General features: G+C 72.1%; 16 protein-coding genes and 1 pseudogene. 3 read left to right on the top strand and 14 right to left on the bottom strand.

Annotated features, from left to right (window positions below):
* Window positions 1-29: 29 nt before the first annotated feature.
* Window positions 30-899, bottom strand: coding sequence for an alpha/beta fold hydrolase (locus OHU34_RS38655; RefSeq protein ID WP_142268792.1), 870 nt, complete (start codon window positions 897-899; stop codon window positions 30-32).
* A gap of 209 nt (window positions 900-1,108) precedes the next feature.
* Between OHU34_RS38655 and paaK the strand changes: the two genes are divergently transcribed.
* Window positions 1,109-2,404, top strand: coding sequence for a phenylacetate--CoA ligase PaaK (paaK, locus tag OHU34_RS38650; RefSeq protein WP_405770871.1), 1,296 nt, complete (start codon window positions 1,109-1,111; stop codon window positions 2,402-2,404).
* Here paaK and OHU34_RS38645 read toward each other — a convergent pair.
* The 4 genes from OHU34_RS38645 to OHU34_RS38630 form a co-directional block, all read right to left on the bottom strand.
* The gene (locus OHU34_RS38645; RefSeq protein ID WP_405770868.1) at window positions 2,399-3,895 is read right to left on the bottom strand and encodes an acyl-CoA synthetase; all 1,497 of its coding nucleotides are present in this window, start codon (window positions 3,893-3,895) and stop codon (window positions 2,399-2,401) included. The genes paaK and OHU34_RS38645 overlap by 6 nt on opposite strands.
* A gap of 131 nt (window positions 3,896-4,026) precedes the next feature.
* Entirely contained in the window at window positions 4,027-5,580 is a 1,554-nt protein-coding gene (locus tag OHU34_RS38640) for an acyl-CoA synthetase (protein ID WP_142268795.1), read from the bottom strand.
* Window positions 5,577-6,686, bottom strand: a complete 1,110-nt coding sequence (locus OHU34_RS38635; RefSeq protein WP_142268796.1) for a nitronate monooxygenase family protein — start codon at window positions 6,684-6,686, stop codon at window positions 5,577-5,579. Before OHU34_RS38635 ends, OHU34_RS38640 begins: the two co-directional genes overlap by 4 nt.
* A gap of 69 nt (window positions 6,687-6,755) precedes the next feature.
* Window positions 6,756-7,607, bottom strand: a complete 852-nt coding sequence (locus tag OHU34_RS38630; protein ID WP_230193761.1) for a helix-turn-helix transcriptional regulator — start codon at window positions 7,605-7,607, stop codon at window positions 6,756-6,758.
* A gap of 54 nt (window positions 7,608-7,661) precedes the next feature.
* Between OHU34_RS38630 and OHU34_RS38625 the strand changes: the two genes are divergently transcribed.
* Window positions 7,662-8,495 carry an SDR family NAD(P)-dependent oxidoreductase gene (locus tag OHU34_RS38625; RefSeq protein WP_200840014.1) on the top strand — a complete coding sequence of 278 codons (834 nt, stop codon included), beginning with the start codon at window positions 7,662-7,664 and terminating at the stop codon, window positions 8,493-8,495.
* A 15-nt stretch (window positions 8,496-8,510) separates the two neighbouring features.
* Here the strand turns inward: OHU34_RS38625 and OHU34_RS38620 are convergent, their stop codons facing one another.
* Window positions 8,511-10,118 carry an NAD(P)/FAD-dependent oxidoreductase gene (locus OHU34_RS38620; protein ID WP_142268799.1) on the bottom strand — a complete coding sequence of 536 codons (1,608 nt, stop codon included), beginning with the start codon at window positions 10,116-10,118 and terminating at the stop codon, window positions 8,511-8,513.
* Window positions 10,119-10,160: 42 nt separating this feature from the next.
* Window positions 10,161-10,856 carry a class I SAM-dependent methyltransferase gene (locus OHU34_RS38615; protein WP_142268800.1) on the bottom strand — a complete coding sequence of 232 codons (696 nt, stop codon included), beginning with the start codon at window positions 10,854-10,856 and terminating at the stop codon, window positions 10,161-10,163.
* 59 nt (window positions 10,857-10,915) lie between these two features.
* On the opposite strand from OHU34_RS38615, the gene OHU34_RS38610 reads away from it, so the two are divergent.
* On the top strand, window positions 10,916-11,434 hold the full coding sequence (locus tag OHU34_RS38610; protein ID WP_142268801.1) for an NUDIX domain-containing protein: 519 nt from the start codon (window positions 10,916-10,918) through the stop codon (window positions 11,432-11,434).
* Between the two features lie 4 nt (window positions 11,435-11,438).
* Here the strand turns inward: OHU34_RS38610 and OHU34_RS38605 are convergent, their stop codons facing one another.
* The 7 genes and pseudogenes from OHU34_RS38605 to OHU34_RS38575 all read right to left on the bottom strand — a co-directional run bounded on the left by OHU34_RS38605 (window position 11,439) and on the right by OHU34_RS38575 (window position 21,570).
* A complete protein-coding gene (locus tag OHU34_RS38605) occupies window positions 11,439-13,670 on the bottom strand; it encodes a tetratricopeptide repeat-containing serine/threonine-protein kinase (protein WP_142268802.1) in 2,232 nt (743 codons plus the stop codon).
* A gap of 58 nt (window positions 13,671-13,728) precedes the next feature.
* A pseudogene (locus OHU34_RS38600) lies at window positions 13,729-13,830 on the bottom strand (DUF2236 domain-containing protein); the annotation flags it as partial.
* 1 nt (window position 13,831) lies between these two features.
* Window positions 13,832-15,370 carry a cell wall metabolism sensor histidine kinase WalK gene (locus OHU34_RS38595; RefSeq protein WP_142268803.1) on the bottom strand — a complete coding sequence of 513 codons (1,539 nt, stop codon included), beginning with the start codon at window positions 15,368-15,370 and terminating at the stop codon, window positions 13,832-13,834.
* Window positions 15,367-16,110: a response regulator transcription factor gene (locus OHU34_RS38590; RefSeq protein WP_142268804.1), complete on the bottom strand. Its 744-nt coding sequence runs from the start codon at window positions 16,108-16,110 to the stop codon at window positions 15,367-15,369. The genes OHU34_RS38595 and OHU34_RS38590 overlap by 4 nt, the downstream gene beginning before the upstream one ends.
* 48 nt (window positions 16,111-16,158) lie before the next feature.
* The gene (locus tag OHU34_RS38585) at window positions 16,159-18,363 is read right to left on the bottom strand and encodes a glycosyltransferase family 39 protein (RefSeq protein WP_142268805.1); all 2,205 of its coding nucleotides are present in this window, start codon (window positions 18,361-18,363) and stop codon (window positions 16,159-16,161) included.
* A 17-nt stretch (window positions 18,364-18,380) separates the two neighbouring features.
* Window positions 18,381-19,670, bottom strand: a complete 1,290-nt coding sequence (locus tag OHU34_RS38580) for a glycosyltransferase (RefSeq protein WP_142268806.1) — start codon at window positions 19,668-19,670, stop codon at window positions 18,381-18,383.
* Between the two features lie 628 nt (window positions 19,671-20,298).
* A complete protein-coding gene (locus OHU34_RS38575) occupies window positions 20,299-21,570 on the bottom strand; it encodes a hypothetical protein (RefSeq protein WP_230197049.1) in 1,272 nt (423 codons plus the stop codon).
* Window positions 21,571-21,699: the final 129 nt, after the last annotated feature.

Raw genomic sequence — 21,699 nt, 5'->3', positions numbered from 1 at the left:
TCGAGTTCGCTGGTGGAGGCACCCTCAGTTTAGGCGGGCGGCACCGAACCGGCGACCGGTGCGGCGGCGAGGAAGGCGCCGACACGTCCGGCGAACCACTGCGGGTCGTCCAGCCACGGATAGTGGCCTGCACCGGGCTGTACGGCGAACTCGGCGTTCGGGAAGGCGTCGGCGAGGAGCCGGGCCAGTTCGGGCCGGGGACCGCCGTCGACCTCGCCGGCGAGCACCAGCACCGGGGCGGTCAGGTCCGCGAGGGCGGTCCGCAGCGCGGCCGGGTCGAAGGCCTCCGGATCCAGAAACCCCTTCTCCGCCTCGGAGTTGGTCTGCTCGTCCGCGGCGGCGTCGTGGGCGCGGGCGGCGGCGTCCCACCGGCCGTAGAAGAAGGCGCCGACGACCTCCCAGTCCGGCTCGTCCCCACCGGTGAGCCATGCCTCGAAGGCGGGGTACGCCGCTGCGAACCAGGGTTGGCCCGTGCGCAGCCGAGCCGCCGTCAGCCGGTCCTCAGCCGTGGCCGGCCGGCCCAGGGCCCACGGCGTGGCGGTGATCAGCGCGAGCCGCGACACCCGGTGCGGGTACCGGGCCGCGTACAGCAGCGCGAGACTGCCGCCCGCCGAGTGGGCGAGCACGTCGATCCGCTCCTGTCCCAGCCGGACGCGCAGCGCCTCGACGTCGTCGACCTGCCGGTCGCAGCGGTACGTCGCCGGGTCGGCCGGGACGGCGGAGTCGCCGGTGCCGCGCAGGTCGAGGAGGACGAGGCGGCGGTGGGCGGCGAGACCGCCGAGGTCGCCGAGGTAGGCGGAGGCGCGCATGGGGCCGCCGGGCAGGACGACGAGCGGCTCTCCCTCGCCTCGTACGTGGTAGGTGAGCTCGGTCCCGTCCGGGGCGGTGAAGGTCGGCATGCCCCGATCGTCCACGTGGGCCGGACCGGCCCGCAACGGAGTTCCCCCGGACGAAAGTCACGGCCGCCCTCTTGCCTGCGGCCGGCCGGCCTGGATTACTGATCCCGAGGAAGATCGACCGAATGATCGGTCGTCCGTATTGGCATGGTTCGATGGCCGTGTCGGCGTGGTCCGACGAGGGTGACCAGGGTGACGAGGGAGAAAGTCGCATGACGGATGCGAGGAACCTGCTGGACGAGGGCGAGCGCCTCGACGAGGGCGCCCTGCGCGCCCTGCAGTTAGAGCGGCTGCGGGCCTCGCTGCGCCACGCGTACGCCCACGTCCCCTTCTACCGCGAGTCCTTCGACAAGGCGGGCGTCCACCCCGACGACTGCCGAGACCTCGGCGACCTGGCCCGCTTCCCGTTCACCACCAAGGCGGACCTGCGCGAGCACTACCCGTACGGGATGTTCGCCGTGCCCCGGGACCGCGTCCGCCGCATCCACGCCTCCAGCGGCACCACCGGCCGTCCGACGATCGTCGGCTACACGGACGCCGACCTGGCCATGTGGGCCGACGTGGTGGCCCGTTCGATCCGGGCGGCGGGCGGCCGGCCCGGTGACACGGTCCATGTGGCCTACGGGTACGGCCTGTTCACCGGCGGCCTCGGCGCCCACTACGGCGCCGAACGCCTCGGTTGTACGGTGATCCCCGCGTCCGGCGGCATGACGTCCCGTCAGGTGCAGCTGATCCTGGACCTCGAGCCCCGGATCATCATGGTGACCCCCTCCTACATGCTCACGCTGCTCGACGAGTTCGAACGCCAGGGCGTCGACCCCCGCTCCACCTCGCTGCGGGTGGGCGTCTTCGGCGCCGAGCCGTGGACGGAACGGATGCGGCAGGAGATCGAGGACCGGTTCGCGATCGACGCCGTGGACATTTACGGATTGTCGGAGGTGATCGGCCCCGGGGTCGCGCAGGAGTGCGTGGGGACGAAGGACGGCCTGCACATCTGGGAGGACCACTTCTATCCCGAGGTCGTCGACCCGATCACCGGCGAGGTGCTCCCGGAGGGCGAGGAGGGCGAGCTGGTCTTCACCTCGCTCACCAAGGAGGCGATGCCCGTCGTCCGCTACCGCACCCGTGACCTGACCCGGCTGCTGCCGGGCACGGCCCGGGTCTTCCGGCGGATGCGGAAGGTGACCGGCCGCAGCGACGACATGGTCATCCTGCGCGGGGTGAACCTCTTCCCCACCCAGATCGAGGAGATCGTGCTGCGCACGCCGGGCGTGGCGCCCCACTTCCAGCTCCGCCTGACCCGCGAGGGCCGCCTCGACGCCCTCACGGTCCGCGCGGAGGCACGCCCCGACGCGACCCCCGAGGACCGTGACACGGCCGCGCGCACCATCGCGGCGGCCGTGAAGGACGGGATCGGTGTGTCGGTCGCCGTCGAGATCGTCGATCCGGAGTCGCTGGAGCGGTCGGTGGGCAAGATCAGGCGGATCGCGGACCTGCGGAATTCATGATCCGAACCGATCCCGCAGCTCCCGCTTGAGGATCTTGCCGCTGGCGTTGCGTGGCAGCTCCGCCACGAACAGCACCCGCTTCGGCGCCTTGAAGTGAGGAAGGTTCCCGCGGGCGTGGGCGACGAGTTCCGCCTCGGTGACCTCGCCGCGCGGAACGACCACGGCCGTGATCACCTCGATCCACTTCTCGTCGGGCAGTCCGATCACGGCGGCCTCGGCGACGGCGTCGTGGGTGTACAGCGCGTCCTCGACCTGGCGCGAAGCGACCAGCACACCACCGGAGTTGATGACGTCCTTCACCCGGTCGACGATCGTGAAATAGCCGTGGGCATCGCGCACCGCGAGGTCGCCGGAGTGGAACCAGCCGTCGCGGAAGGCGGCCGCGGTCTCCTCGGGCTTGTCCCAGTAGCCCTCGCACAACTGCGGGGACCGGTAGACGATCTCGCCGGCCGTGCCGTCGGGCACGTCGTTGCCGTTCTCGTCGACGACACGGGCGTCCACGAACAGGACCTGGCGCCCGCAGGAGTCCAGCCGGCCCTTGTGCTCGTCGGGGGCGAGGACGGTGGCGAGCGGACCGATCTCGCTCTGCCCGAAGCAGTTGTAGAAACCCAGCTTCGGGAGGCGTTCGCGCAGCCGCTCCAGCACGGGCACCGGCATGATCGACGCCCCGTAGTACGCCTTGCGCAGCCCGCTCAGGTCACGGGTCGCGAAGTCGGGGCGGTTGGCCAGGCCGATCCACACGGTCGGCGGCGCGAAGAGGCTGTCGACACGGTCCGCCTCGATCAGGTCGAAGAGACGGTCGCCGTCGGGCGCGTCCAGCACGATGTTGGTGGCGCCCACCGCGAGATAGGGCAGCAGGAACACGTGCAGTTGCGCCGAGTGGTACAGCGGGAGGGAGTGCGCGGGGCGGTCGCCGGCGCTCAGGTCGAGGGCGGTGATCGCGCTCAGGTACTCGTGCACCAGGGCGCGGTGGGTCATCATCGCGCCCTTGGGCAGAGCCGTGGTGCCCGAGGTGTAGAGCAGCTGCACCAGGTCCTCGGAGCGCGGTTCGGGACCGTCGTACGCGGGAGTCGCGGGCAGCCGGGCGAGGAGCGAGTCGTCCGCGTCGCGCAACGCGAGCGTCCGGGTGCCGGCCGGGAGCCGGCCGGTCAGGTCCGGGTCGGTGAGGACCAGCGCGCTGCCCGACTGGCGGACGATGTACGCCAGGTCCTCGCCGGTCAGGTTCTGGTTGACGGGGACGTGCACCAGGCCCGCGCGGGCGCAGGCGAGGAAGGCGACGAGGTAGGCGTCCGAGTTGTGGCCGTAGGCGCCGACCCGGTCGCCGGGGGCGAGACCCTCGCCGAGCAGGACGCTCGCCGCGCGCGAGACGGCCTCGTCGAGTTCCTCGTAGGTCCAGGTGCGGTCGCGGTACTCCACCGCGACGCGTGCCGGGGTGCGGCGGGCGCTGCGCCGCAGCACCCCGTCGACCGTGCTGCCATGTCCGGGCGTCATGACTCATGATCCTCGGGCGGCGGCCGGGGCGGGTCAAGTCGTCGGCGGCCCGGGATGCCTGCCGGGCCGCCGTGGTGGCGCCGCCTCCGGGGAAGGGGCGCCACACGCGTCACACGCCGACCGGGCCCCGCTCAGACGGGCCGGGTCCGTCCCTCCCAGTACGGTTCCCGCAGCCGCCGCTTGTAGAGCTTGCCGTTGGGGTCGCGGGGCATCTCGGTGATGAAGTCGATGCTCCTGGGGCGCTTGTAGCCGGCCAGCCGTTCGGCGCAGTGGTCGAGGAGGGCGGCGGCGAGGTCGGGTCCGGGTGCGTGGCCGGGGGCCGGTTCGACCACGGCCTTCACCTGCTCGCCCCAGTCGTCGTGCGGGATGCCGAAGGCGGCGGCGTCCGCGACGGCGGGGTGGGCGAGCAGCGCGGACTCGATCTCGGCGGGGTAGATGTTGACGCCGCCCGAGATGATCAGGTCGATCTTGCGGTCGCGGAGGAAGAGGTAGCCCTCCTCGTCGAGCACGCCGAGGTCGCCGACGGTGAAGAAGTCGCCGATGCGGTTCTTCCGCGTCTTGTCGGCGTCCTTGTGGTAGGCGAAGCCGCCGGTCGCCATCTTCATGTAGACCGTGCCGAGTTCGCCGGGCGGCAGACGGTTGCCGTCGTCGTCGAAGACCGCCAGTTCGCTGATGGGCCAGGCCTTGCCGACCGTGCCGGGTTTTTTCAGCCAGTCCTCGGCCGTGGCGAAGGCACCGCCGCCCTCGCTGGCCGCGTAGTACTCCTCCACGCAGGTGCCCCACCAGTCGATCATCGCCCGCTTCACATGGTCGGGGCAGGGCGCGGCACCGTGGATGGCGTGCCGCATGGACGACACGTCGTAGCGCGCCCGGACGTCCGCCGGGAGGGCCAGCAGACGGTGGAACTGGGTCGGGACCATATGGGTGTGGGTGCACCGGTGGGTGTCGATGAGACGGAGCATCTCCTCGGGCGTCCACTTGTCCATCAGGACCAGCGGGTGGCCGATGTGCAGGGACGCGCCCGCGAACTGGAGCACCGCCGTGTGGTAGAGCGGCGAGCACACGAGATGCACGTTGTCGTCGAACGGCCGGACGCCGAAGATGCCGAGGAATCCGCCGAGGTAGGCCTCCTCGGGCAGCTTGCCGGGCAGCGGGCGCCGGATGCCGCGCGGGCGGCCCGTCGTGCCCGAGGTGTAGTTCATGACCCAGCCCAGGGTGCGGTCGGCGGGGGGCGACTCCGGTTGTCCGTCGAGGAGTTCGGCGTACGGCCGGAAGCCCTCGACCGCGCCGACGGCGTAGCGGTGGGTGGCGGGGAGAGCGGCCTCGTCGGCGGCCCGGCGCGCCTGGTCGGCGAACCGCTCGTGGGCGAGGAGGACCTTGGCGCCGGAGTCGGAGACGATCCAGGCGATCTCGGGGCCCACCAGATGGTGGTTGACGGGGACGAGGTAGAAGCCGGCCTGGGTGGCGGCGAGATGGGCGGTGAAGAACTCGGCCGAGTTGGGCAGGACGACGGCGAAGGCGTCGCCGCGCTCCAGACCGGCGGCGCGCAGTCCGTGCACGAGCCGGTTGGCGGCGGCGTGCAGACGTCCGGCGCTCCACTTCTCTCCGTCCGGCGCGATCAGGACCGTGCGGTCGGGGTCCTGGGCCGCCTGGGCCCAGAAGCCCGCGGGGGGTGTGCTGGTCATGTGCCGCTCCTTCCGGCGATGCGGTTGACGCGGTCCACGGCCTGTTCGAAGCCGCGGGTGAGGTCGTCGAAGACGGCCCGGACACTGCGGACGTCCTTCATCCGGCCGACGATCTGGCCGACGGGCGTGCCGAGCAGGGGGTCGATCTCGTACTTCTGGATGCGCGAGACGGCCTCGGCGACGAGCAGGCCCTGGAGCGGCATGGGAAGGGTGCCGGGCCCGTCGGCGGCGTCCCAGGCGTCGGTCCATTCGGTACGCAGCTGGCGGGCGGGTTTCCCGGTGAGGGCGCGGGAGCGGACCGTGTCGCCGGAACCGGCCGCGAGGAGTTTGCGGGTGAGCGCGGAGGAGTGCAGGTCGGCCTCGGCGGTGGTGAGCCAGACCGATCCGAGCCAGACGCCCTGGGCGCCCAGGGCGAGGGCGGCGGCGACCTGCTGTCCGCTGCCTATGCCGCCGGCGGCGAGGACCGGCAGCGGGTCGACGGCCTCGACGACCTCGGGGGTGAGCACCATGGAGGCGATCTCGCCGGTGTGACCGCCCGCCTCGTAGCCCTGGGCGACGACGATGTCGATGCCGCCCTCCTGGTGTTTGCGGGCGTGCCGGGCGCTGCCGGCGAGGGCGGCGACGAGCACGCCCTGCTCGTGGGCGCGGGCGACGATGTCGGCGGGCGGGGAGCCGAGGGCGTTGGCCAGCAGCCGGATCGGGTAGTCGAAGGCGACGTCGAGCTGGCTACGGGCGACCTGTTCCATCCAGCCGGTGATCCGCCATCCCGACGCCTCGCCCTCGGCCAGCTCGGGCACCCCGTACTTGGCGAGGGTCTCCTGCACGAACTGCCGGTGCGCCGCGGGGATCATCGCTTCGACGTCCGCCTCCGTGACGCCTTCGACCTTCTTCGCGGGCATGACGACGTCGAGGCCGTACGGCTTGCCGTCGACATGCGCCTCGATCCAGTCGAGGTCGCGTTTGAGGTCGTCGGGCGCGGTGTAGCGGACCGCGCCGAGCACGCCGAAGCCGCCGGCCCGGCTGATGGCCGCGGCCACGGCGGGGAACGGCGTGAAGCCGAAGACGGCGTGCTCGACTCCCAGTTGATTGCTCAGCTCCGTCTGCATGGGCGCAGGATGCCGTAGCCCGTGCGACGACGGAAGCCTCTTTCTGATACTCCGTCAGATTTGCTGTCCTCAGCCGGGCACGTTCATCCGCTGGGTGCCCACGACCGAGAGCAGACGCAGCGCCTCCTCGGACGGCGAGCCCGGGGCGGCCGTGTAGATGACCACCCGCTGGTCGCGGTCGGTGATGTCCAGGACATCGCAGTTCACGGTGACGAGACCGACGAGGGGGTGGTCGAAGGTCTTGCACAGGGTGGGCCGCGCGGTCACCTCGTGGGCCGCCCACAGCGCGGCGAACTCGGCGCTGCCGGTGAGGAGTTCGTCGATCAGCGCGGTCAGTTCGGGGTCGCCCGGGTAGCGGCCGGCGGCGCCGCGCAGGTGCTGGGCCGCTGTCCGGGCGAACTCGTCGGCGTCGGACACGCTGAACAGCCTCGTACCGCTGCGCCAGGGCTCCAGGAAGGCCCGCCGGACGAGGTTGCGGTCGCGCCGCGGCAGAGCGGAGAAGTCCTCCAGCAGGGCGGCGGCCAGATCGTTCCACGCGATGACCTCGTAGGTCGCCGACAGGACGATCGCCGCGGCCTGCGGCAGCCGGTGCAGCAGGTCGACGATGCTCTGCCGTACCTCGCGCGAGGGGCCGGGCGGGGGGCCGGGCGGTGTGCCCGCGAGGTGGTGGAGGTGGTCGCGCTCGGCGTCCGACAGCCGCAGGGCGCGGGCGATCTGGGCCAGCACCTCTCGGGACGGGTGCGGGGCACGGGCCTGCTCCAGTCGGGTGTAGTACTCGGTCGAGATGAACGCCAGCTGGGCCACCTCCTCGCGGCGCAGCCCGGGGGTGCGTCGGCGCGAGCCGGCGGGCAGCCCCACGTCGGCAGGGGTGACGCGCTCGCGTCGGCCGCGCAGGAAGTCGGCCAGTTCTCGTCGGTCCACGTCCCCAGTGTGCGCGGACCGCCGTGCGCCCAGCCAGGTACCGGCTGTGCCTGGATGAGCGGCGCGGCCGGGCGCAGGCTCGTCGGCATGAACCACAACACAACGACCAGCACCCCGTCCCACCCCGCCGCGGGCCTGCTCGCCGACAAGGTCGCCTTCGTCAGCGGCGCCGGCCGCGGCATCGGCGCCGCCGCGGCACGGCTGTTCGCCCGGGAAGGCGCCCGGGTGCTCCTCGCGGCCCGCACGGAGAACCAGCTCAAGGCCGTGACCGAGGAGATCCGGGCAGCCGGCGGCACCGCGGAGTACGTGCGCTGCGACCTGGCCGAACCGGCGAGCGTCCGTGCCGCCGTCGACCGGACCGTCGAGCTGTACGGCAGGCTCGACGTGGCCTTCAACAACGCGGCGACCATTCAACAGCCGGGCCCCATGGAGGAGTTGCCGGAGACCGACTTCGACCATGTCCTCGCGGTCAACCTCAAGGGGCCCTGGCTGGCGATGAAGGCGCAGATCGCCGCGATCCGCGCCACCTCCGGGACCGGCGCCATCGTGAACACCTCCAGCGTCGGCAGTCTGATGGCCAACCCGGCCCTGCCCGTGTACGGCGCGGCGAAGCGGGCTCTGAACAGCCTGACCGCGTCGGCCGCCGCCACCTACGGCCCCGAGGGCATCCGCGTCAACGCGATCGCGCCCGGTACGACGCTGACGGAGATGATCGATGCCTGGGAGGCGGACACCCCGGGAATCGTCGGCCACCTCAACGCGCTCACCCCGCTGGGCCGTGCCGCCGACCCGGACGAGATCGCCCAGGCCGCGGCCTGGCTGCTGAGCGACCGGGCGTCCTACGTCACGGGCACGGTCCTGCGGGTCGACGGGGGCATGCGGGCCTGATCCCGGGGCCGCTGCTCAGCCGGTGGCCGGCGCCTCCAGCACCGCCATCGCCGCGTTGTGTCCCGGCACCCCGCTGACCCCTCCCCCGCGCACCGCGCCCGCGCCGCACAGCAGCACGTTGGCGTGCCGGGTCTCCACGCCCCAGCGGCCGGCGCCCTCCTGGGCATACGGCCAGGCCAGGTCGCGGTGGAAGATGTTGCCGCCGGGCAGCCCGAGGTCGCGTTCCAGGTCCAGCGGGGTCCGCGCCTCGATGCAGGGGCGGCCGTCGGCGTCCGTGGCCAGGCAGTCGGCGAGGGGCTCGGCGAGATGGGCGTCGAGCTGGGCGAGGGTCGTCCTCAGGAGCTCCTCGCGCACGGCGTCGTTGTCCCGCTCGAAGAGCCGGGCAGGGGTGTGCAGACCGAACAGCGTCAGCGTCTGGTAGCCCCGCGCCACGAGGTCCGGCCCGAGGATGGTGGGGTCGGTCAGGGAGTGGCAGTAGATCTCCGAGGGCGGGGCGGCGGGCAGTTCACCGGCTGTCGCCTGGGCGTGGGCGGTGGCGAGCTGCTGATAGCCCTCGGCGATGTGGAAGGTGCCGGCGAACGCCTCGCGCGGGTCGACGGAGCTGTCCCGCAGCCTGGGCAGGCGCTCCAGGAGCATGTTCACCTTGAGCTGGGCGCCCTCGGCGGGGGTGGGCGGCGCGTCGCCGGTGAGGGCCGCGAGGGCCTGCGGGGAGGCGTTCACCAGGACGTGCCGGGCGATGGCGACGCCCTCCCCGTCGGCGGTGCGGTAGGTGACCTCCGCCGTACGGCCGTCCGTGTCGATGCGTACGGCCTCGTGCCCGGTGGCCAGGACGGCGCCCGCCTCCCGGGCGGCGGTGGCGAGGGCGTCGGTCAGCGCGCCCATCCCGCCCACCGGTACGTCCCAGGCGCCGGTGCCGCCGCCGATCACGTGGTAGAGGAAGCAGCGGTTCTGCTTGAGCGAGGGGTCGTGGGCGTCGGCGAAGGTCCCGATGAGGGCGTCGGTCAGGACCACGCCCCGCACCAGGTCGTCCGTGAAGCGCTCCTCGACGGCGACGCCGACGGGCTCCTCGAACAGGGTCCGCCAGGCCTCCTCGTCGTCGACACGGCGGCGCAGTTCGTCCCGGGTGGGCAGCGGTTCGGTGAGGGTGGGGAAGACCCGCCGGGCGAGGCGCCCGGTCATGCCGTAGAAGCGCTCCCAGGCCGCGTACTCGCGCTCGCCGCCGGTCAGCCGTGCGAACGCCTCCCGGGTGCGTTGCTCGCCGCCGCCGACGAGCAGTCCGGTGGGCAGTCCGCCGCGCTCCACGGGAGTGTACGAGGAGATGGTGCGGCCCTGGACACGGAAGTCCAGCCCGAGGTCCCGCACGATCTTCTGCGGCAGCAGGCTGACCAGGTACGAGTAGCGGGACAGCCGGGCGTCCACGCCAGTGAACGGGCGGGTGGAGACGGCGGCGCCGCCGGTGTGGTCGAGCCGTTCCAGCACCAGCACGGACCGGCCGGCCCGGGCCAGATAGGCGGCGGCGACCAGACCGTTGTGGCCGCCGCCGACGATCACGGCGTCGTAGGCGCGGTGTCCCCGGTGATCCGCGTGTCCCGCGTGTCCCTGGTGTCCCTCGTGTTCAGGCATGGTTCTTCGTAACACGAGCCGATCAAGGTCGGCCAGAGGTGGTCACGGCCGGCGCAGCCGGACCGCCAGGAAGGTCGGCGTGCGGTGGGTCTTCTCGTACCTGCGGGAATCGACCGCCCGCGCCTCCTCCGTGGCCCGCGGCTCCACCAGCCGCTCCAGGACGTACCCGGCCCGGAGCAGCTCCCCGAGGAAGGTCTCCAGCGTCATCCGCCGGTAGCTGAGGGCGTGCCCGTTGCCGAAGGGCAGCGTGACCCGGTCCTCCGTGAAGTAGGAGCCGCCGCGGTACTGCCAGTCGCCCGTGGGGTGGGTGGTGGACACGAGCAGGATGCCGCCCGGCCGCAGCACGCGCCGGATCTCGGCGAGCAGCCCCTCCCGGTTCTCGACGTGGTGGTAGACCAGCGCCAGCACCGCCAGGTCGAAGGTCTCGTCCGCGAGAAAGGCCAGCGGCTCCTCCAGGTCGTGGCGGTGCAGGTCGGCCCGGTCGCCGAGCCGCTCCCGCGCCACGCGCAGCAGACTCTCGCTGCCGTCCACGCCGACGACCGTCGCCGCGCCCCGCTCCAGCAGCTCGGCGGCGTAGTGCCCCGCCCCGCAGCCGAGGTCCAGCGCCCGCAGCCCGCCGACGTCACCCGCGAGCCCCAGCACGGCCGGACGGTCGGTGTAGCTGTTGTAGACGCTCCTCGTGACCTGGGCGGCGAACTCCTCGCCCATCTCTCCGTGATACGCGGTCTCGGCTCCCATACGATCATGATGGCCTCAAGTACGCGGCACCGCACCCGTGTTGGACCCGAGGGGGACGCATGACCACCGAGCCCGAGCCCGATCCCGAGCCCCGCGGGACCACCGCGCCCGCCGCGCCCGCCCCGGGGCCGCCCGCACGGCAGACCGTCCTCAACGTCGTCGGCGTGCACCTCTATCTGGAGCGCGACGGCAGGATCCTGCTCGGTCTGCGGCACCCCGACTCGCCCTTCGCGCCCCTGCACCACCACTTCCTGGCCGGTCACTGCGAGCAGGAGTCCGCCGTCGCCTGTCTGATCCGCGAGGCCCGGGAGGAGGCCGGCCTGGAGATCGCGGCGGCGGACGTCGAACTGGCGCATGTCGTCCACGTCGTCGACTCTCCCGGGACGCAGCCGCGGATCCAGCTGGTGTTCCGTGCGGAGCGGTGGCGGGGCGAGCCGCGGCTGCTGGAGCCGGACAAGTGTCTCGGCTGGGACTGGTGGCCCCTGGACGCGCTGCCGGAGCCGATGGTGGGGTACGCGCGGGCGACGGTCGCCGGGATCCGCGCCGGGCGGCGGTACACGGAGCTGGGCTGGGTCTGAGGACCTACGCCCCGCCCGCCGCGCGCTGCTGTTGCAGTACCGCCACCCTCCGGTACAGCGCGACCGCCTCCTGGCCCCGGCCGAGCCGCTCCAGGCAGTGGGCCTCGTCGTTGCGGGCGGCGAGGGTGTCGGGGTGGTCGGCGCCCAGCAGGTGCTCACGGGCCGCGGCCACCCGCCGGTACTCGGTCAGGGCGTCGGTCCAGCGGCCCAGCCAGCCCAGGCCGACGGCGACCTCGCGGCGGCTGACCAGCGTGTCGGGGTGGTCGGCGCCCAGCACGCGCTCCCGGATGGCGCACACGTCCCGGGACTCGGCGAGAGCCTCCTCCCAGCGGCCCAGCCGGCCGAGGTTGACGCCGAGACCGTGGCGGGCCCGCAGGGTCTCGGGGTGCGCCGGGCCGTGGATGCGGGTGCGGTCGTCCACGAGATCGCGGTAGAGCCGGAGCGCCTCCGCGCTGCGGCCGAGGCGGCCGAGGCTGATGCCGGTCTCGTAGCGGGCGGCGAGGGTGTCGGGGTGGTCGGGGCCGAGGGCCTGCGCACGGGCCGCGGCGACCTCGCGGTAGGTCTGGAGGGCTTCCGGCCAGCGGCCCAACTGCCCCAGGGCGTAGGCGACCTCGTAGCGGGTGACCAGGGTGTCCGGATGGGCGGGGCCCAGGACGCGGGCGCGGGCCACGGCGACCTCGCTCGCCATCCGGTAGGACTCCTCCAGCCGGCCGAGCCTGCTGAGGTTGAAGGCGAGGTTGTGGCGGCAGCGCAGGGTGTCGGGGTGGTCGGGGCCCGCCGTACGCACCCGGGCGGCGAGGACCGAGGCGTACACCTGGTGGGCGTCGAAGTGGCGGCCCAGCCGGCCGAGCACGTAGGCCATCTCCTGCCGGGTGGCCAGCGTGTCGGCGTGGTCGGCGCCGAGCACCCGGGTACGGGCGGCGGCCACGTGCTGGTACTCGCGCAGCGCGTCGGCGGCGCGGCCGGTGCGGCTCAGGGTGAAGGCGACCTCGTAGCGGCTGGCGAGCGTCTCGGGGTGATCCGCGCCGAGCAGGTGCGCGCGTTCGGCGGCGACGGCGCGGTGCACCTCCCCGGCCTCCGCCCAGCGGCCGAGCCGCCCCAGGCCCAGGCCCGCGCCGTGCCGTCCGGCGAGCGCGGTGAGCGCCTGCGGGGACGGCGGGTCCGGGGCCGGCGGGGCGGGGACCGCGCCGAGCGCCGGCCGGGGGATCCACTCGCCGGTCAGGGCCGCCCCCGCGTCCGGCGGCGTGACCCGCAGTGCGGCGCCGGTGGCCTTGTGACCGGTCGTCATGCCCTGTGTCCAGGACGGCAGCCGCGGCTCGCGGCCGGCGGGCCCGGGCGGCCGCAGCTCGGGCCGGGGCGTCACCAGGGTCGGGACGTACGACGGTGCGGTGCGGCCCGCGGCGATGCGCCGGACGATCTCACGGGCGTCCTGGGGACGCTGGTCGGGCCGTTTCGCCAGCAGGTCCAGGATGATCCGGTCGAGGTGGTCGGGCAGGTCCGGGCGGAGTTCGCGCGGCGGCCGGGGCGGGGTGTCCCGGTGGCCGACGAGGATCGCCCACGGGTCGTCCAGGTCGAACGGCGGGGCCCCGGTGGCGATCTCGTACAGCACACAGCCCAGCGAGTAGAGGTCGCTGCGCTGGTCGACCTCCTCCCCGCCGATCTGCTCCGGTGACATGTAGTGCGGCGTGCCCATGGCTATGCCGGTGCCGGTGAGTCGGGAGGTGAAGCCGATGTCGTGGCCGAGGCGGGCGATGCCGAAGTCGCAGATCTTCACCGTGCCGTCGGCGAGCCGCACGATGTTCGCGGGCTTCAGGTCGCGGTGCACCACGCCCTGCCGGTGCGTGTAGGCGAGGGCCGCGGCGACCTGGTCGGCGACCTCCACGACGTCGGCGACGGGCAGCGGCCGGCGCTCGTTGTCGTCCAGCAACTGGCACAGGTTGCTGCCGTCGAGCAGCTCCATGACCAGGAAGAGGACACCGTCGCTGTCACCGAAGTCGTGGACGACCGTCACCCCGCGGTGCTGGAGCGCGGCCGCGACGCGGCCCTCACGCCGGAAGCGTTCCCGCAGGACGCGTCCGGAGGCCGGATCGTGGTGCGGGGCGATCGGTTTGAGGCACTTCACGGCCACCTGCCGGCCGAGGGACTCGTCACGGGCCCGCCACACCTCGCCCATGCCACCGCGCCCGATCCGGTCCAGCAGCCGGTACCGGCCCTGGATCACCCTGCTCTGAGCCATAGTGCGCCGCCGCCCCCGTTGCTTTCCGGCCCTCCCCTGGCCGGTCCAGTATGGCGGCCTATCGCCCCACTTTGAACGGGTCCGGGCGAGCTTCGGGGCCGAGCCTCGCCATGGCCCGCAGAATGTGTTCGGGCGGGAGTTGCCACCGCACACGCGCGGGATCAGCGGGGTTCCTGGCCAAAGTCGGCTGCCGGCAGAACCAGCCGGAAGGTGCAGCCGCGGCCGGAGACCGTGTCGAGTTCGAGGCGGCCGCCGTGGCCCTCGGCGATGGTCGCGGCGATGGCCAGGCCGAGGCCGCTGCCGCCGTGGATGCGGGAGCGGGCGGGGTCGGCGCGGTAGAAGCGCTCGAAGACGAGTTCGGCGTCGGCGGGTTCGAGGCCCGGTCCTTCGTCGGCCACCTCGATCACGGTGATCGGCAGGCCCTCCGGCAGAGGCGGTGAAGCGGTGGTGCGTCCGGGTCGCTCCGTCCCTCCGGTTCCGGCACCCGCCTCGGTCGTGCCGACGCGAACGTGGACGCGGGTGCCCGGTGGGGTGTGGGTGCGGGCGTTGGAGAGCAGGTTCTCCACGATCTGACGCAAACGGTGCGGGTCGCCGACAGTCTCCGCGACGTCGAGTTCCTCGGCTCCGGTGGGATCGGCCGGGGTGTGCAGCGGGCCGAGGTCGACGGGGTGGGCCTCGCTGTGTACGGCGGCGGCGCTGACGGCGTCCGCCGCGAGGGTCAGCAGGTCGACCCGTTCCCTGCGGTAGGAGGGTTCTTTGTCCAGGGTCGCGAGCAACTGGAGGTCGTCCACGAGCAGACTCATACGTTCCGCGTTCTGTGCGATGAACCGGTCGGCCTCGTTTCGGTCGAGGGCCGAGCGCGGTTCAGGGCGGAGGGCGAGTTGGGCGTAGCCCTGGATGGCGGTGAGCGGAGTGCGCAGTTCGTGCCCGGCGTCGGCGACGAACCGGCGCAGGCGGGCCTCCGAGGCCTCTCGGGCCAGCAGCGCCTTCTGCAGGCGGTCGAGCATGGAGTTCAGGACCTGGCCGAGTCGTCCGATCTCGGTACACGCATCGGTGTCGGTCAGCCGCAGATCGAGTCGGCCTGCGGTGATGTCCTGAGCCGTCCGTTCCATTCTGGTCAGGGGCAGCAGCCCCAGTCGAACCACCCACCGGCCCAGGGCGATCAGGGCGACGATCGTGACAGCGAGCAGCACGGCGTTCAGCCACAGAAGCTTCGATGTGGCGCCGTCGACGGTCTCGAGCGGAAGGGTGACCACCGCTCTCATGCCGTCCGGACCGGGGTTCAGCAGCACCCGCCAGCGGCCGTCACCACTGATGGCGGGCACGGTCTCGGGGTGCCCGTCCTGCAGCCCGAGGTCCTCCGCGTGATCGGCCAACCGAGGTCCTGGCTTGGTCTCGGAGCCCAGGGAGCTGTTCAGACGGCGCCCGGAGGAGTCGTAGAAGTAGATGTGGAAGTCCGAGGGAAGCACGTCCGGACGTTCTCCCGAGTGCGGGAGCCTGCCTTGGAGCGCGTCGTAGTAGGCGGGAGCCGGCGGATGGAACCCGACGAGCTGCTCGTCGACGCGGTCCAGCAGCCAGGAGCGAAGCACCACGAAGCCGATCGCCTGGGAGGTCAGGACTGCCGCGGTGGCGAGCAGAGTGGCGCCGAGGACGAGGCGCCGTCGCACCGACCTGGGCGGCCGGGGCAGGAACCGGGTCACTGGTCCGACGTCCCTGAGTGGTCGCGGGGAAGCCTCAGGCAGTAACCCACGCCACGCACGGTGTGGATCAGTGGCGGCTCGAAGCAGTCGATCTTCCTGCGCAGGTACCTGACGTACGTTTCGATGATCCGCGAGTCGCCCGCGAAGTCGTAGCTCCAGACGTGGTCGAGGATCTGGACCTTGCTCACCACCTGGCCCGCGTTCGACAGGAGGTATGCCAGGAGCTTGAACTCGGTCGGAGACAGGGCGATGTACTGCCCTGCGCGGTGCACCTCGTGGGCGGCCTCGTCGAGTTCGAGGTCGGCGTAGCGCAGAACACTCTGGACCGCCTGCCATGCGGCGGCCGGCGCCGTGCGACGCAGAATGGCCTCGATGCGCAGCAGCACCTCCTCGATGCTGAAGGGTTTGGCGACGTAGTCGTCCCCGCCGGCGCTGAGGCCGGTGATGCGATCGTCGGTGCCTGTGCGGGCGGTCAGGAACAGGATCGGACAGTCGTCGCCCGCCGCCCGCAGCCTGCGGGTCACCTCGAAGCCGTCCAGGTCGGGCAGCATCACGTCCAGCAGCAGCAGATGCGGTTTCAGGCGTTCGACCTCCAGGAGGGCCGCCTGTCCGGTGTCCGTGCTGCTCACCTCGTATCCGGTCAGGCGAAGCGTTGCCTCCAGCAAGGTGCGAATGCTGGGCTCGTCCTCGACCACGAGGAGCCGATGTCGCGGCCGCGCGGTTGCGGGCTGCTCGGTCATGGGTCTGCTGGTCCGTTCTGCCGTGTCGCGACCGTGGCTCGGGCGTCGCTACTTGGCGGCGCAGTCGTAGAGCACGTCGCTTCCTCCGAATCCCATCGCACCGCCGCCGCTGTTCTGTGACGACGTGCCGGAGTTGCCGCCGTATGCCGACGCCGGAACCTCGGTGCAGTGGTCGGCGATCCAGTCGGATCGCTGCTTGGTGTATCCGCCGGACAGGCCCGGCACGCCGCCGCCGTTCGTGGCGGAGCCCAGGACGTAGCGTAGTTCGCCGTTCCTGGTCCATTCCTTCAACTGGGCCACCGACGGCGCGTTGTCGCTGTTCGTGAAGCCGCCCATGCCGATGACCCTCTCGTCGGTGCCCAGGATGAAGGCGCTGGCGGACAGGGCGCCCCCCTCGACGGCGAGCTTGATGCGTGCGTCGGGTGCGTGCTCGACAGCGTACTGAAGGATCTTGCGCTGGTCAGCGGTGAGTTCCCCATCGCCGAGACCACCGCGCCCGCCCGGGGCACTCCCCGAGCCTCCGGACGTACCGGGCATGCCGTTCGCTCCACCCGTGGGCATGCCAGAAGGCATTCCGCCGGACGGGGGTCCGCCCGAGGCCGAGGACTCGTCACCGCCGGGGAGGCCAGGCATGTTCGACGGCATCCCGGACGGCATGCCCGACGGAAGGTCGCCGCCGCTCCCACTCTGCCGGGGCATGTCGCCGCCTCCACCGAAGCCGAGCGTCTGCGGACCGGCCATCGGGTTGGAGCCGCCCATGGTGGTGGAGCCGGGCACGCTCAACGCCCAGGCTCCCGGGGCCACCAGTACCGACGCCACCGCTGTGCCCACCGCAGCAGTCAGCAACCGGCCGTGCCGTCGTGAGAGCCCCAGCAGGACGACGGCGGCGCAGCCCACGAACAGCACCGGCCACACCAGCCAGCCGTTCCAGTCGGGTTCACGGCGGATCAGCACCACCGCCCAGACCACGCTCACCGCGACCCCTGCCACGCCGGCCAGTGGCGCCCAGCACAGGCCCGCACGGTGCACGCGGACCAGGGCGGCCGTCAGTCCGCCGCACAGAGCGGCGATGGCCGGCGCGAGCTGGGTGGTGTAGTAAGGGTGGAAGATGCCCTTCTGAGTCGAGTACACGGCGGCGCAGACCACCAGCCAGGTGACCCACAGCAGCCAGCCGGAGGCCGGGAGCAGGGCGGAGGCGGGCAGCTTCCCACGTCGGCGCAGCACCGCCGCGGCGACGGCGACGGCGAGAGCCAGCGCGCAAAGCGGCAGCAGCCAGCTGATCTGACCGCCCACCTGCGTGGCGAACATCCGACCCGGGCCGGACTGGCCGCCGAACCCGCCGGCGAAACCGCCCCCGCCCCCCATGCCCTGGGGCGTTCCGTCGCTGGAACCGAAGACCCTGCCCAGGCCGTTGTAGCCGATCACGAGGTCCCAGGCCGAGCCGTCCTCGCTGCCGCCGATGTAGGGGCGGTCGCCGGGCCACAGGGCCACCATGGCGACCCACCACAGAGAGGACGCCGCCAGGATGGCGCCCGCGCCCAGCAGACGCCGCACTCGCGGTATCCAGGGGCAGCTTCCTCCCACGAGCCAGGCGACGGCGAACGCGGGAACGACCATCCAGGCGGCGAGCATTTTGGTGAGGAATCCGCACCCGATCAGGAAGCCGCTCGCGCACAGCCACCAGGTCGCGGCCCGGCCCTCGGCCTGCAGCGCGCGGGTGAGCGCGTACGCCGCCGACACCAGCAGCAGGACCAGCAGCGTGTCCGGGTTGTTGTCCCGGTTGATGGCCACGGTGATGGGCGTCAGGGTGAACACCAGAGCCGCGATCAGCGCCGCTCCCTCCCCCGCCCAGCGCCGCACGGTGCGGTGCAGCACCAGCACCCCGGCCACACCTTCGAGCGCCTGCGGCAGGATCAGCGCCCAGCCGTGCATCCCGAATATCTTGCTGCTGACCACCTGCGGCCACAGCGCGGCCGGAGGCTTGTCGACCGTGATCACACCGGCCGGGTCGAAGGAGCCGAAGAGGAAGTCGGTCCAGCTCATTCCCATCGACTTCACGGCCGCCGAGTAGTAACTGTTGCCCCAGCCCAAGGAGCCCAGTGCCCAGCCGTACAGGACGGCCGCGAGCACGAGGACGGCTCCGAGCGCCGCGGGTGCCGCCCAGGCGGGGAGCGAGCGGACGGACGTACTCGTACGCCTCCCGTCGTGTGTCGATGCCGCCGGTGCGGGCCTGATGTGCGCGTAGTCGCTCATGTCGGGATTCGCTCTCGTCAACGGGTACGGCTACGGGGGTCGGTGAAGACAGCCAGCCGCAGTACGGCGAAACGCACGCAGGTGACCGCGACCGACGCCGTGGCGAGGACCGCCGTCTCCGCGGCCGGCGAGGCACCGGGGTCGAGCCACTTGAACCACAGCACCGCAGCGGAGGTGACCAGATAGCCGAGGAGGAACAGGCCCCCGGCACCGAGGTGCGCCCGTGCGGGCGGGGTGGCGGAGTACCGGAAGGTGAGGCGGCGGTTCGCTTCGGTGTTGAGGACGGTGAGGCCGAACAACGAGATCAGGTTGGCGACGGCCGGAGACCACCAACCGCGCAACAGCCAATACAGCAAGGCCTGTCCGACCGTGGAGACGACACCGATCGCGAGGAAACAGCCGACCTCCCACGACAGCACACCGCGTCCTGTGGAGGGGGCGAGGACGGCGTCGGGGTGTTCGGCGGCCGGCTCGGGGCGCGCCCGCACCTCGACCCGGGCGTCACCGGCCGCCTTGAGCCGCGCCATGCGCCACAGGCCCCGCAGGTCTTCCCTGGCGGTGCTCACCACATCCACCCGGGTGTCGATGTCCTCGACCCAGTCGACCGGGACCTCGTGGATACGCAGTCCGTTGTGCTCGGCGAGCAGGAGCAGCTCGGTGTCGAAGAACCATGCGTCGTCGCGGGTCACTTCCAGCAGCGGCCTGAGCACGTCCGTGCGGGCCGCCTTGAACCCGCACTGGGCGTCGGTGAAGCGGACTCCGTGGGTGAGCCGGATGATGCCGTTGTAGCAGCGGGAGACGAACTCGCGGCGCGGGCCGCGGACCGTGCGTGCGCCGGAAGCCAGCCGGGAGCCGATCGCGAGGTCCGAGTGGCCGCTGGCCAGGGGCGCGACCAGCGGGAGCAGTCCGTCGAGGCCGGTGGAGAGGTCCACGTCCATGTACGCCACGATGTCCGCGTCGCTGGCGCCCCAGACGGTGCGCAGCGCAAGCCCGCGCCCCTTGCGGTCCAGGTGGACGACGCCGACGCCGGGCAGTTCGTCCGCGAGGCGGCGGGCGGTGGCGAGCGTCTCGTCGGTACTGGCGTTGTCGGCGACGGTGATCCGCCAGGGGAAGGGGAAGCCCTGGGACAGCCGGGCATGGAGCGTGCGCAGGCAGCCGGGCAGTGCTCGTTCCTCGTTGTATACCGGAACGACGATGTCCACCGTCGCGGTACCGGCGTCAGGGAGAAGCGGATGTGCCGCGGGCTGGAAGGGGGCGGGGCGCTCCACGCGGGCGGCGAGTTCGGTGAGGTGGGGGGTGGGAGTCATGGTTTCCTCAGGCATGAGGGGACGGCAGACTGCGGCTCACAGGCCCTGGTCCAGGGCCTGTGACCTCACTGTTGCCGCCCCGCCTGTGGGGGCAACGGGAGAATCGCGAGAACTGACGGGGAGTCAGATCAATGGCCGAAAGCGCTCCCTCGATTCACCCTGCGCTCGGCCGCGTCACGGCGTTGCGGGCCCGGAGACCGCCTCATCTCCCCCATGCGTCCCCTGCACTCCGCCTCGCGCCGACGGGGCGGTCGCCGGGCCGGCCGAGGGGACTGCTCCGGCGTCGCTACCGACGCCGAAGGTCAGGGGCACGTCTCGTCCGTGGGACGCGCGCCCCCGGGCCGGCCTCCACTCATAGACCGGCACACCCTCGCGTACATCGGCGAGCGATGACCACACCCTCCGACGCCGGCTGTTCAGCCCCAGCGGCTCGACGTCGCCCTCGGGACCGATCCGGGATGGCCGACGGAGGTCGCGAAGCGGCTGAGGAAGGGTGACGGACCTGCCCTGCCAGGACGCCCCGGCGTCGCCGAAGGGCCGCCGCGTGGAGCTCGAACGCCCGGTACGCCGACCAGCGGTGAGCGGCGATGCCGCACGCGCGTCCAGAGCCATCTGTGGCGGTATCGGTTCACTTCGAGGGCTGGTCACCGTGGTCGCCTCGGAGCGCGTGGCGACGTTGCTGTTCGCGCTTGGAGTAGGCGGCTGCCCGGATCGCATCGTCGCTCTCCAAGCCCGATCCCAGCGCGCCGCCCACGGTGGCGACCGAAGCGACGAACCAGGACAACGTCAAGTACTCCGTGGCGTGGAGCGGGGTTCGCGTCATGGACGCGAACACTCGGTCGTTGAGGATGAACAGCGCCCACATCAAGTTGACGACCATCAGACCCACATAGCAGACCAGCACCCCGATACCCACGGTCACGACCGTCGAGGCGTTGTAGAGCCTGGCCCTCTGCCTCGCCTCCGGCGAGCCTTCCGATGATCGATGCCACAGCTCCCCGTCTACGATCAGCCAGCCGATCATGAGCCCGACGGACCCGACCATGGCGATCACGAGGCGTGGCGCGCTCAGGGCCTCAGCGAGGCTCCAGGTGGTGGAGTCCAGGGTGGCGATGGCCCCCGTGGCGAGTGCGGCCGCCAGGGCTTTCGACAAGCCCGTAACCAATCGCCACGGCCGGTTGGCGCGGACCATACCGACGAGCACCCGCAGGTATCCGCGCGGCCCGCGGACGACGTACCGAAGATCGTCGGTCTCCTTCTCACCGCTCGGGCCCGGACGAATAGGCGCGAGACGTTTGACGAAGGGCCCCAGAAGCGGCTGACTTCGCGGAGGTCCTTCAGCCCCGGTGGTCTGCGGGCCCGCCAAGCCAAGCACGGCTTCTTCGACGGCCCGCCGGGCCCTCGTCTGCAGCCGCAAGCCCCCCAGTGAAGGAAGAGAGAGCAGTGCCAAGCCGTGTTCGTGGTTCAGATTCACAGCGAGCTTGCGCCCGTGCGAGTGCAGCGGAAGGTCGGTGAGGGCCACGACGATGTCCCAGTTCTCCGCACTCCCACGGTCCATGATCCGGCGCATCAGGGTGGGCGGGTCCTCGGTCCCCGCGGTGAAGGGCTCACTGACCACCTCGACGTCGAACCGTCGCCCCTGGCCAGACTTGTCGGCGAGCCGAGCAGGAAGTGTCCGGGCCATGCGCTGCGCGATCTCCGTCGGCACGTCCGGATCCGCCAGGAGAGCCACGACCGTAACGCCCTGAGACGACACCTGCATGACTGGGCCCTCCTCGTCGGCTGCCCCGCGATCCCAAGTGCCCAGGGACGCCGCCCAGGTAACGTCGACGCCGCGTGACACGCTGGCCTCCGCCAGCAGGTGCAGGCTGTACGGCCATATCTCCTCGTCTCCCAGCACAGGGCCTGCTCCCACCGCCGGGCCACGATCACGTGCGCCACCGCGAACACCCGCTCCGGCACCACCCCGGCACGCACCGCACGCCGCGCCACCGACCACCCCGCTTCGGTGTCCGCCCCGGGAGCCGGA

The sequence above is a fragment of the Streptomyces sp. NBC_00080 genome, from assembly GCF_045041255.1.
Classification (GTDB): domain Bacteria; phylum Actinomycetota; class Actinomycetes; order Streptomycetales; family Streptomycetaceae; genus Streptomyces; species Streptomyces coriariae.
This window is presented reverse-complemented; position numbering and strand designations above follow the sequence as displayed.

What these genes read in the sequence shown, in the direction of transcription:
- OHU34_RS38615 (WP_142268800.1), bottom strand. Translation starts at nt 10,856, where the DNA reads ATGGGAGCCGAGACCGCGTATCACGGAGAGATGGGCGAGGAGTTCGCC.
- OHU34_RS38625 (WP_200840014.1), top strand. Translation starts at nt 7,662, where the DNA reads ATGAGCGGCGCGGCCGGGCGCAGGCTCGTCGGCATGAACCACAACACA.
- OHU34_RS38610 (WP_142268801.1), top strand. Translation starts at nt 10,916, where the DNA reads ATGACCACCGAGCCCGAGCCCGATCCCGAGCCCCGCGGGACCACCGCG.
- OHU34_RS38580 (WP_142268806.1), bottom strand. Translation starts at nt 19,670, where the DNA reads ATGACTCCCACCCCCCACCTCACCGAACTCGCCGCCCGCGTGGAGCGC.
- OHU34_RS38640 (WP_142268795.1), bottom strand. Translation starts at nt 5,580, where the DNA reads ATGACCAGCACACCCCCCGCGGGCTTCTGGGCCCAGGCGGCCCAGGAC.
- OHU34_RS38605 (WP_142268802.1), bottom strand. Translation starts at nt 13,670, where the DNA reads ATGGCTCAGAGCAGGGTGATCCAGGGCCGGTACCGGCTGCTGGACCGG.
- OHU34_RS38585 (WP_142268805.1), bottom strand. Translation starts at nt 18,363, where the DNA reads ATGAGCGACTACGCGCACATCAGGCCCGCACCGGCGGCATCGACACAC.
- OHU34_RS38635 (WP_142268796.1), bottom strand. Translation starts at nt 6,686, where the DNA reads ATGCAGACGGAGCTGAGCAATCAACTGGGAGTCGAGCACGCCGTCTTC.
- paaK (WP_405770871.1), top strand. Translation starts at nt 1,109, where the DNA reads ATGACGGATGCGAGGAACCTGCTGGACGAGGGCGAGCGCCTCGACGAG.
- OHU34_RS38590 (WP_142268804.1), bottom strand. Translation starts at nt 16,110, where the DNA reads ATGACCGAGCAGCCCGCAACCGCGCGGCCGCGACATCGGCTCCTCGTG.
- OHU34_RS38655 (WP_142268792.1), bottom strand. Translation starts at nt 899, where the DNA reads ATGCCGACCTTCACCGCCCCGGACGGGACCGAGCTCACCTACCACGTA.
- OHU34_RS38620 (WP_142268799.1), bottom strand. Translation starts at nt 10,118, where the DNA reads ATGCCTGAACACGAGGGACACCAGGGACACGCGGGACACGCGGATCAC.
- OHU34_RS38645 (WP_405770868.1), bottom strand. Translation starts at nt 3,895, where the DNA reads ATGACGCCCGGACATGGCAGCACGGTCGACGGGGTGCTGCGGCGCAGC.